The sequence below is a fragment of the Actinosynnema sp. NPDC023658 genome (genome assembly GCF_040639995.1).
In the GTDB taxonomy this organism is placed as follows: Bacteria; Actinomycetota; Actinomycetes; order Mycobacteriales; family Pseudonocardiaceae; genus Actinosynnema.
Genome location: NZ_JBFAAX010000204.1, coordinates 1 through 9870, shown reverse-complemented (window position 1 = coordinate 9870; position 9870 = coordinate 1). Strand labels below are relative to the sequence as shown.

Sequence of the window (9870 nt, the reverse complement as noted above, 5' to 3'; positions counted from 1 at the left end):
GCGCCGGGGGGCCGGCGCGGGCGTGGGGTCGGGTGCCGGGGGGCTGGTGGGCGTCCCCGGCGCGCCCCCCCGGCAGGTCCGGGCCGCCTTGCGGAAGACCGGGGCGGGCGGCACCGAGGCGATCGACACCGGGGCTGGTGACGCAGAGGCAAGTGGCAGCGGGTCGGGCGGCGCAGGGGTAGTGGGCGCAGGGACGAGTGGGGCGGGGGCGAGGGGCGCGGGGGTTGGTGGCCGTGAGGTCGGTGGTGGCCGGGTAGTGGGGCGGTGGTTGGCGGCGTTGGTCGGGGATCCCCGGATCCCGGTGGAAGCGGGCGCGTTGCGGGCCAGGTTGGCGACTTGGCGGGCCAGTGGGTTGCGGGAGAGTCCGGTTCGGACCTGCTTCCGGCTCAGCTCGCCCGACCAGGGCGGGCTGCACCAGGACGGGTGGCGGGTGGAGTTCCTGCTCCAGGCCGTCGACGAGCCGAGCGTGGTGGTGACCGCCGAGCAGTTGTGGCACAAGCAGGACGCGGTGCTGCGGCGGTGGGTCGACCGGCCCGAGGACGTCCTGCTGGGCGACCTGGGCCGGGCGGGCAGGTTGTACCCCGCGCTGGACCGGGCGCTCGCGGCCAAGCGGCCGGTGGAGTTGGAGCTCGACGTCGAAGGGGCCTACGACTTCCTGCAGCACGCGGCGGTGCTGGCGGAGGCCGGCTTCGGCGTGATGCTGCCCTCGTGGTGGCGGCAGCCCCACCGGCTCGGGCTCCGGCTCACCGCCACCAGCAGCGGCACGGCGGGTGAGGTGGCCAAGGAGAGCGAGCTCGGGCTGAAGGTCCTGGTCGACTACCGGTGGGAGCTGGCGGTCGGGGACGAGCGGCTGACCGAGGCCGAGCTGCAGTCGCTCGCCGAGGCCAAGGTGCCGTTGGTGCGGCTGCGCGGCAACTGGGTGAACGTCGACCCGAAGCGCCTGGCCGCAGGTCTGGCGTTCCTGAAGCGCGGCGGCGGGCAGATGACGGCCGCGCAGGTCCTGCTGCACTCCGGCCTGCACCCGGAGGACGCCGACCTGCCGCTGCCGCTCAACGGCGTCAGCGCCACCGGCTGGTTGGGCGACCTGCTGTCCGGCGAGGTGGAGCACCACCTGGAACCGGTCGAGCAGCCGGCGGGCCTGGTCGCGGAGCTGCGCCCCTACCAGCAGCGCGGGCTGGCCTGGCTCGCGTTCCTCGACCGACTGGGCCTGGGCGCCTGCCTGGCCGACGACATGGGCCTGGGCAAGACCGTGCAGCTGCTGGCCCTGGAGGCGCACAACCGGCAGCACGGCAAGCGCCTGCCGACGCTGCTGGTGTGCCCGATGTCGGTGGTCGGCAACTGGCAGCGCGAGGCCGCCCGCTTCACGCCGGGCCTGGAGGTGCGCGTCTACCACGGCGCGGACCGGGCGCTGGACGCGAACTGCGACCTGGTGATCACCACGTACGCGGTCGTCGCGCGGGACGCCGGGAAGCTCGCGGAGGTCGGCTGGGACAGGGTCGTGCTGGACGAGGCGCAGAACATCAAGAACAGCGCGACCCGCCAGTCACGCGTGGTGCGCGCCCTGCCCGCGCGTCACCGGGTGGCGTTGACCGGCACGCCGGTGGAGAACCGGCTGGCGGAGCTGTGGTCGATCATGGACTTCGTCAACCCCGGCGTGCTGGGCACGATCAACACGTTCCGCGCCCGCTTCGCCGTGCCGGTCGAACGGCACCACGACGAGGACGCCGCCGTGCGCCTGCGCCGGATCACCGGGCCGTTCGTGCTGCGCCGGCTCAAGACCGACCCGCGGGTCATCACCGACCTGCCGGACAAGATCGAGGTCACCCAGCTGTGCACGTTGACCCCCGAGCAGGCGACGCTCTACCAGGCGGTGGTGGACGACATGCTGGCCAAGATCGCCGAGGCGGAGGGCGTCAAGCGCAAGGGCCTGGTCCTGGCCACCACGTCCCGCCTCAAGCAGGTCTGCAACCACCCGGCGCAGCTGCTCGGTGACGGCTCGCGCGTCGCGGGGCGCTCCGGCAAGCTCGCCCGGTTGGAGGAGATCCTGGACGAGGCCCTCGCGGACGGTGACAAGGCGTTGTGCTTCACCCAGTTCACCGCGTTCGGCTCGCTGGTCGTGCCGCACCTGGCCGCCCGCTTCGACACCGAGGTCCTGTACCTGCACGGCGGCACGCCGAAGCGGCAGCGGGACGAGATGGTGCGGCGGTTCCAGGAGCCGGACGGCCCGTCGATCTTCGTGCTGTCGCTGAAGGCGGGTGGCACGGGCCTGAACCTGACCGCCGCGAACCACGTCATCCACCTCGACCGCTGGTGGAACCCGGCGGTCGAGGACCAGGCCACCGACCGGGCGTTCCGCATCGGCCAGCGCGACCACGTGCAGGTGCGCAAGTTCGTCTGCGTCGGCACGCTGGAGGAGCGGATCGACCGGATGATCGAGGAGAAGCGCGGGTTGGCGCAGCTCGTGGTGGGTGCGGGCGAGGACTGGCTGACCGAGCTGTCGACCGGCGAGCTGCGCGAGCTGTTCGCCCTGTCCGGGGAGGCCGTGGGTGTCTGACTGGCACGGCTACCGACCGCCGTCACGCCCGATCCGGGTCGAGGGCGGCCTGACGTTGCGCAGCAAGCGGGGTGACATCGCGCAGACGTGGTGGTCGCGCCGGTTCCTGGAGGTGCTGGAGTCGTTCGGCATGGCCGCGCGGCTGAACCGCGGCCGGGCGTACGCGCGCACCGGGCAGGTGATGAGCCTGTCGCTGTCGACGAGCCTGGTGGTGGCGCTGGTGACCGGAACGCGCCCGGAGCCGTACCGGGCGCGGATCGGGGTGCGGAAGTTCAGCGACGACGAGTGGCGGCGCATCGAGCACGCGCTGGCCGACCAGGCGATCTTCGCGGCCAAGCTGCTGGCGGGCGAGATGCCGCCGGAGATCGAGGACGTGTTCGCCGGCCTCGGCCTCACCCTGTTCCCGAGGTCGATGCGCGAGCTGTCCATGGACTGCACGTGCCCGGACTGGGAGGTGCCGTGCAAGCACCTCGCCGCCACCTGCTACCTGCTCGCGGAGTCGTTCGACACCGACCCGTTCGAGATCCTGGCCTGGCGCGGGCGCTCCCGCGAGGACCTGCTGGACCGCCTGCGGGACCTGCGCGCGCCCGTCCCGGCCGAGGAGCCCGCGCCCGAGCCGCCGCCGGAGGACTCCTTCGAGTCGTTCTGGGCACGGCCGAAGGTGGCCGAGGTGGTGCCCGACGTCGCGGAGCCGACCCACCGGCGGCCGGACGCGCTGCTCGACCAGCTCGAACCGCTGGTGGTGGACGGCCGTTCGGTGACCGACGAGCTGCGCCCGCTCTACCGGCGGCTGGTGGAGTAGGGCCGCGGCGGCCGGACCACCGACGGTCGGGGCAGCGCTCAGCCGCCCGCGACCGACGGCAGGATGCGCACCTCCGCGTCCGGCGCCAGCGCGGTGTCCGGGCCGGACAGCCGGCGGCACTCCTCGCCGTCCACGTAGAAGTTGACGTACCGGCGCAGGTCCGACCGCTCGTCGCGCAACCTCCGGTCCAGCAACGGGTACCGCGCGGCCAGGTGGTCCAGCAGCACGCCGAGGGTGGCGGGTTCGGGCAGCTCGACGTCCACCGCGGCCTGGTCGCCCGCGGCCTGCCGGAGCGGGCCGGGGATCAGCACGCGCACCCGCACCTCACACCTCCGCCGCGCGCACGCACACGACGTCGGGCAGGTGCTCCGCGATCCGCCGCCAGTGCCCGCCCTCGTCGGTGCTCGCGTACACCTCACCCGACCGGGAGCCGAAGTAGACGCCCGCCGGGCTCGCCGCGTCGGTGCACATCGCGTCCCGCACCACGGCCGTCCAGAAGCCGTCCGGCAGGCCGTCGCGCAACGCCTGCCACGACGCCCCGGCGTCCGCCGACCGGTACACCGCGCACGCTCCGCCGGGCGGGAAGCGCTCAGCGTCCGCGGTCAGCGGGAAGGTGTAGATCACGTCCGGGTCGTGCGGGTGGCTGACCATCGCGAAGCCGAAGTCGGCGGGCAGGCCGTCCGCGATCGACGTCCACGTCTCCCCCGAGTCGTCCGACCGGTACACGCCGTGGTGGTTCTGCAGGAACAGCCGCTCCGGGCGGGACGGGTGCCGGCTCACCTTGTGCACGCACTGGCCGAACTCGGGGTACGGGTCGGGCAGGAAGTAGGCCTTGACGCCGGTGTTGCTCGCCTCCCACGACGACCCTCCGTCGGACGTCCGGTAGACGCCGCCGGTGGACATGGCCACGGTCAGCCGCAGCGGGTCGTCCGGGTGCGGCAGGACGGTGTGGACGGCCTGCCCGCCGAACCCGGCGCCCCACCGCTCGCGGTGCGGGTGCTTCCACAGACCCTCGACCAGCGAGTACGTCCGGCCGCCGTCCTCGGAGCGGAACAACGCCGACGGTTGCGTGCCCGCGTACACGACCTCCGGGTCGGGGGTGAGCGCCAACTGCCACACCCGTTCCAGGGAGGCCTCCGCCGGGAACGCGATCGGGGCGTGGTCCGGCTCGTCCCACGTCACCCCGAGGTCGTCGCTGGTCACGACGGTCGGACCGAAGTGCGAGCTGCTCGTGCCCACCAGCACCCTGGGGCGCTCGCGGCGGTTCTCGATCGCCACCGCGTACACCTCGGTCATCGGGTGGTGCGGTCCGCTGAGGTCCCAGGACGTGCGGTCCTCGCTGGTCGCGAGCCACAGGCCCTTGCGGGTGCCGATGGCGAGCAGGTGCATGACGACTCCTCGGTTTGTGACGCGCAGCACACTACGCGCGGGGCGAACCGAAGTCTCCACGACGGACCAGGCCGAGCAAGTTACCGACTGGTAGCGTGCGGGCCGCGACGAAGGGAGAACCCCGGTGCTGTTCGACCCGAACACCTACGACCCCGCCCACCTGGACGCCGAGAGCCGCCGACTGCTCCGCGCGACCATCGACTGGTTCGAGGAGCGCGGCAAGCGCCGCCTGATCGCGGACGACCAGGCCAAGGTCTGGTACACCGAGTTCCTGGACTTCGTCGCCCGCGAGAAGCTGTTCGCGACCTTCTGCACCCCGGCGTCCGAGGCCGGGGGCGACGGCGCTCCCGCCGGCCGCGACAAGCGCTGGGACGCCGCCCGCAACGCCGCGCTGAGCGAGGTGCTGGGCTTCTACGGCCTGCAGTACTGGTACGCCTGGCAGGTCACGGTGCTCGGCCTCGGCCCGATCTGGATGAGCGACAACGCCGCGGCCCGCAAGAGGGCCGCCGAGCTGCTCGACCGGGGCGCGGTGTTCGCGTTCGGACTGTCCGAGAAGGAGCACGGCGCGGACGTCTACTCCACGGACATGGTCCTCACCCCCTCGGGCGACGGCTTCACCGCGACCGGCGGCAAGTACTACATCGGCAACGGCAACGTCGCCGGCATGGTGTCGGTCTTCGGCCGCCGCGCGGACGTCGAGGGCCCGGACGCCTACGTGTTCTTCGCCGTCGACTCCCAGCACGAGAGGTTCACGCTGGTCAAGAACGTGGTGGACTCGCAGATGTTCGTCAGCGAGTTCCGCCTGGACGACTACCCGGTGACCGCGGACGACATCCTGCACACCGGCCCCGAGGCGTTCAGCGCCGCCCTGAACACGGTCAACGTCGGCAAGTTCAACCTGTGCACGGCGTCGATCGGCATCAACGAGCACGCGCTGTACGAGGCGATCACTCACGCCCACAACCGCGTCCTGTACGGCAAGCGGGTCACCGACTTCCCGCACGTCCGGCAGAACTTCGTGGACGCCTACGCCCGCCTGGTCGCGATGAAGCTGTTCTCCGACCGCGCGGTGGACTACTTCCGCAGCGCGTCCCCCGAGGACCGCCGCTACCTGCTGTTCAACCCCATCACCAAGATGAAGGTCACCAGCGAGGGCGAGCGGGTCGTCGACCTGCTGTGGGACGTGATCGCGGCCAAGGGCTTCGAGAAGGACACCTACTTCTCCATGGCCGCCCGCGACATCCGCGCCCTGCCGAAGCTGGAGGGCACGGTCCACGTGAACCTGGCCCTCGTGCTCAAGTTCATGCCGAACTACCTGTTCCGGCCCGCCGACTACGCCGAGGTCCCGACCAGGCACGACCCGGCCGACGACGCGTTCTTCTGGCACCAGGGCCCCGCGCGCGGCCTGGGCTCCATCCGGTTCCACGACTGGGAGACCGCCTACCGCGAGCACGCCCACGTGCCCAACGTGGCCCGCTTCCACGAGCAGGCGAGCGCGCTGCGCACCCTGCTCACCACCGCCGCACCGGACGACGAGCAGCAGAAGGACCTCGACTTCCTGCTCAACCTGGGGCACCTGTTCACGCTGGTCGTCTACGGCCAGTTGGTGCTGGAGCAGGCGAAGATCACCGGAGTGGACGCCGACGTGCTGGACCAGGTGTTCGACGTCCTGGTGCGCGACTTCTCGGCTTATGCGGTGGCGCTGCACGGCAAGGCTTCGTCCACCGAGGCGCAACAGCGGTGGGCGGTCGAGCAGGTTCGCAAGCCCGTTGTCGACCGGGACCGGTTCGACCGGGTGTGGGGCGAGGTGGCCGCGCTCTCCGGCGCGTACGAAATGCGACCGTGATAGGGCGACCGCGCCGTCGGTGACCACTCCGATCGGCCGCAGGGCGATAGGCCCGACGGACGAACGGAGCCGTGATCGCGGGCCTTCGGCGCGGTTGCCGTCTTGACTGGTGGGGTGCTTGTCCGGTTTCGTCGTCCCCTACCGACGAACCGGAGGGAATCGCGCGCATGACCGCGTCCAAGGCATTGCGGGCCCTGCGGGAGGCGATCGTGCTCGAACACCTGGAGTCGGAGAACGAGCACGAGTTCGACACCGCCGTCGGCGCGTTCGACGACCCGCGCTGCGAGATCGTGGCGACCGGGCAGGTGTTCGAGGGACGGGCCGAGGTGGCCGGGTACTACGCCCGCGTCAGCGACGCGTTCCCCGACCAGCACAGCACGCTGGTGGCGCTGCACCACGCCGACGACGCGGTCATCGTCGAGCTGGAGCTGGAGGGCACCCACCTGGGCAGTCTCCGCGGCGAGGAGCCCACCGGGCGGGCGTTCCGGGTGCGCACGACGGCGTTCTTCGTGTTCGACGACGCGCGCCTGGTCGGCAAGCGGGTCTACGACGGGCAGGTCGGCGGTCAGGACCACGGCGGCCAGGTCGGCGGCGACCGGGTCGGTCCGGCGCCCGCGCTGACCACCTGAGGTCGATCACCGGGACTCTGACACCGGGGACCGCATCCCCCTGGCCGACGATTCGGGCCGCCACCCCCGCTGGAGGGAGTGGCGGCCCGAAAAGATCCAGGTCCTGGTGGTGACCCGGATTAGGTCAGAGCGGTCGAACCGCCTGCGCCTGCGGGCCCTTCTGGCCCTGGCCGATCTCGAACTCCACCCGCTGGTTCTCTTCCAGGGTGCGGTAGCCGTTGCTCTGGATCTCCGAGTAGTGCACGAACACGTCGGCGCCACCGTTGTCCGGGGAGATGAAGCCGAAGCCCTTCTCCGCGTTGAACCACTTGACGGTGCCCTGAACTGCCATCTTGCTACTTCTCCTCTAACAGGTGCCGGATCGCGCTTGCGACCACCGGGTCAGCTAGGGCTCCGGCCCTTCCTGGCGAGGAAGTTCGGCGCCCGCAACTCCGTTCCGCGAGCGTGGTGGAACACGAACACAGAAAGGTACGACCGAAGACAGTCAACCATGAGATCCCGCCGGCAGTCGAGCGGAAGAATGCGGCGAGTCGCACTGCTACGGTGGGCGAGCCTGCGATCACGGGGAGTCTCCGATGCCTGAACCGATGTTGGTCACCATCGCCGCTTCGCTCGCCTCGCGAGCCGTGGCCGGCTTGTACGAGCTGGTCCGGGCGAGGTTCGCGGACGACCCCGTCGCCACCGCGGCGCTCACCGCCGCCGAGGGCGCCGCGGAGGGCTCGCCGGAGGTCAGGGCGCTGGGCGAGGCGCTGGAGCGGACGATCGAGGCCGATCCCGCCTTCGGGGCCGAACTGCGCGCCCACCACGCCGTCACGCAGTCCGGCCGCGTGACCAACCAGATCTCCGGCACGGTCCACGGCAACGCCGTCCAGGCGGGCGACATCCAGGGTGGGGTCACCTTCAAGTAGCCGGGTAGCCCCGACGGGTGAAGATGGACCGGTGTACTCGCTCCACCTGCCCCAGACCCGGTTGCTGTTCTTCTTCCTCGGCCTGGTGCTGACCTTCGTGTTCATCCGGATCAGCGTCCGCCTGATCAGGGCCCAGGTGCGCTGGTGGCCGGGCAACATCACCCCCGGCGGCACGCACATCCACCACGTCGTGTTCGGCACCGTCTTCATGCTGCTGGGCGGCGTGATCGGGCTGGCCGTGCCGGACGACCAGCACGGCGTGCGGGTTGCCGCAGCGGCGCTGCTCGGCATGGGCGCGGCCCTCGTGCTCGACGAGTTCGCGCTGATCCTGCACCTGCGGGACGTGTACTGGACCAAGGACGGCCGGCTGTCGGTCGACGCGGTGTTCCTGGCCATCGGCATGACGGGCCTGCTGCTGGTCGGCGCGCGACCGCTGGGCTACGAGGAGTTCTACGGCGAGGGCGTGGCCCTGCGCGTGCTGATCATCCTGGTCAACCTCGGGTTCGCCATCGTGGCCCTGCTCAAGGGCAAGGTCTGGACGGGGCTGCTCGGTCTGCTGGTGCCCGTGCTGCCGGAGATCGGCGCGGTCCGGCTGGCCCGACCCGGCTCCCCTTGGGCCCGCTGGCGGTACACCGAGGGCTCGCGCAAGCTGCGCCGCGCGTACCGCCGGGAGGCGCGCGTCCGGCAACCGCTGATCCGGGTGAAGATCCGGGTGCAGGAGTTCATCTCCGGGCGGCACGACGAGGACGGCTAGGCCTCCGGCTCACCGAAGTCGCTGGTCAGCCACCGCACCGGACGGCCGGTGTAGAGCACGAACGTGCCCGACGGTTCAGTGGTCTCGGCCTCCGCGAACGCCCTGGCGTGCTCCTCGGGCAGGTACCGGCTCGTCACCGCCCGCACCTCGTCGACCGACGGCGCCCGGTCCGCCCGTTCCACGACGCACTCGGCCGTCACGTGCTTGTACGGGTGCGTCGGCTGCTGCACGCACAGGCTGAACGACCCCTCCCGGTCCAGCAGCCGCGTCTTGCGCGCCGTGCGGCCGTTCGTCCCGGTGAAGAACGTGATCAAGCCGTCCCGGTAGGCGTAGAAGACCGGCACGGTCAGCGGCGGCCGGTCGGTGGCGGCGACGCTCAGCACGGCCACGTACGGCTGGTCGAGGAGTCGGTCGCGCTCCGCGTCGGTCATGGTCCGGACCATGGCACACCTCCAAGTTCCCTGAGGGAACTGACCGTACCGCGTTCAGTTCCCTGAGGGAACCCATTCGGCTAGACTCGTGCCGTGCAGCGGACCCGGTTCGGCGACATGGCCTGCTCGATCGCGCGCACCATGGACGTCATCGGCGAGCCGTGGTCACCGCTGATCCTGCGGGACGTCTACGTGGGCATCGCCCGGTTCGACCAGCTCCAGGAGGAGCTCGGCATCTCCCGCAAGGTGCTCGCGGAGCGGTTGCGGTGGCTGGTGGAGCAGGGCGTGCTGGAGCGGCGCGAGTACCAGGCCAAGCCGCCGCGCCACGAGTACGCGCTGACCGCGAAGGGCACCGAGCTGGTCGAGCTGCTGATGGTGATGGTGGGCTGGGGCGACCGCTGGACGGCGGGCGAGGCGGGCCCGCCGGTGCTCTACCGCCACCACGCGTGCGGTCGGGTCGCGCACGTCGAGCTGCACTGCTCGGAGTGCGGCGGGCCGATGGGGCCCACCGACGTCGACGTGCTGCCCGGCCGTGGAGGGGCGTGAGCTGGTCCCGC

The 9870-nt window shown here is 71.5% G+C and carries 10 protein-coding genes and 1 pseudogene; 7 read left to right on the top strand and 4 right to left on the bottom strand.

The genetic code is table 11. The features are described 5' to 3' along the window. Nucleotides 1-256: 256 nt before the first annotated feature. Nucleotides 257-2554: pseudogene (locus tag AB0G02_RS20735) on the top strand (DEAD/DEAH box helicase); the annotation flags it as partial. Then, a complete protein-coding gene (locus AB0G02_RS20730; RefSeq protein WP_360796831.1) occupies nucleotides 2547-3356 on the top strand; it encodes an SWIM zinc finger family protein in 810 nt (269 codons plus the stop codon). The pseudogene AB0G02_RS20735 and the gene AB0G02_RS20730, both read left to right, overlap by 8 nt. Nucleotides 3357-3394: 38 nt before the next feature. On the opposite strand, the gene AB0G02_RS20725 is transcribed toward AB0G02_RS20730, so the two are convergent. Both AB0G02_RS20725 and AB0G02_RS20720 read right to left on the bottom strand, forming a co-directional pair. Further along, nucleotides 3395-3673 (bottom strand): MoaD/ThiS family protein, encoded by a 279-nt coding sequence (locus tag AB0G02_RS20725; RefSeq protein ID WP_360796828.1) that lies wholly within the window; start codon nucleotides 3671-3673, stop codon nucleotides 3395-3397. Between the two features lie 7 nt (nucleotides 3674-3680). After that, entirely contained in the window at nucleotides 3681-4745 is a 1065-nt protein-coding gene (locus tag AB0G02_RS20720; protein ID WP_360796825.1) for an exo-alpha-sialidase, read from the bottom strand. A gap of 124 nt (nucleotides 4746-4869) precedes the next feature. Between AB0G02_RS20720 and AB0G02_RS20715 the strand changes: the two genes are divergently transcribed. Both AB0G02_RS20715 and AB0G02_RS20710 read left to right on the top strand, forming a co-directional pair. Further along, complete coding sequence (locus tag AB0G02_RS20715; RefSeq protein WP_360796822.1) at nucleotides 4870-6591, top strand: acyl-CoA dehydrogenase; 1722 nt, start codon at nucleotides 4870-4872, stop codon at nucleotides 6589-6591. Nucleotides 6592-6758: 167 nt separating this feature from the next. Next, nucleotides 6759-7220 (top strand): nuclear transport factor 2 family protein, encoded by a 462-nt coding sequence (locus tag AB0G02_RS20710; RefSeq protein WP_360796819.1) that lies wholly within the window; start codon nucleotides 6759-6761, stop codon nucleotides 7218-7220. A 124-nt stretch (nucleotides 7221-7344) separates the two neighbouring features. Here the strand turns inward: AB0G02_RS20710 and AB0G02_RS20705 are convergent, their stop codons facing one another. Then, the gene (locus tag AB0G02_RS20705) at nucleotides 7345-7551 is read right to left on the bottom strand and encodes a cold-shock protein (protein ID WP_015098655.1); all 207 of its coding nucleotides are present in this window, start codon (nucleotides 7549-7551) and stop codon (nucleotides 7345-7347) included. A gap of 244 nt (nucleotides 7552-7795) precedes the next feature. Between AB0G02_RS20705 and AB0G02_RS20700 the strand changes: the two genes are divergently transcribed. After that, entirely contained in the window at nucleotides 7796-8128 is a 333-nt protein-coding gene (locus tag AB0G02_RS20700; protein WP_360796816.1) for a hypothetical protein, read from the top strand. Between the two features lie 31 nt (nucleotides 8129-8159). Beyond that, a complete protein-coding gene (locus AB0G02_RS20695; RefSeq protein ID WP_360796813.1) occupies nucleotides 8160-8882 on the top strand; it encodes a hypothetical protein in 723 nt (240 codons plus the stop codon). On the opposite strand, the gene AB0G02_RS20690 is transcribed toward AB0G02_RS20695, so the two are convergent. Then, entirely contained in the window at nucleotides 8879-9313 is a 435-nt protein-coding gene (locus AB0G02_RS20690; protein WP_360796810.1) for a pyridoxamine 5'-phosphate oxidase family protein, read from the bottom strand. The two genes, AB0G02_RS20695 and AB0G02_RS20690, sit on opposite strands and share 4 nt — an antisense overlap. 93 nt (nucleotides 9314-9406) lie before the next feature. Between AB0G02_RS20690 and AB0G02_RS20685 the strand changes: the two genes are divergently transcribed. Next, a complete protein-coding gene (locus AB0G02_RS20685) occupies nucleotides 9407-9859 on the top strand; it encodes a helix-turn-helix domain-containing protein (protein ID WP_360796807.1) in 453 nt (150 codons plus the stop codon). Nucleotides 9860-9870 lie beyond the last annotated feature (11 nt).

What these genes read in the sequence shown, in the direction of transcription:
- AB0G02_RS20710 (WP_360796819.1), top strand. Translation starts at nt 6,759, where the DNA reads ATGACCGCGTCCAAGGCATTGCGGGCCCTGCGGGAGGCGATCGTGCTC.
- AB0G02_RS20705 (WP_015098655.1), bottom strand. Translation starts at nt 7,551, where the DNA reads ATGGCAGTTCAGGGCACCGTCAAGTGGTTCAACGCGGAGAAGGGCTTC.
- AB0G02_RS20690 (WP_360796810.1), bottom strand. Translation starts at nt 9,313, where the DNA reads ATGACCGACGCGGAGCGCGACCGACTCCTCGACCAGCCGTACGTGGCC.
- AB0G02_RS20700 (WP_360796816.1), top strand. Translation starts at nt 7,796, where the DNA reads ATGCCTGAACCGATGTTGGTCACCATCGCCGCTTCGCTCGCCTCGCGA.
- AB0G02_RS20720 (WP_360796825.1), bottom strand. Translation starts at nt 4,745, where the DNA reads ATGCACCTGCTCGCCATCGGCACCCGCAAGGGCCTGTGGCTCGCGACC.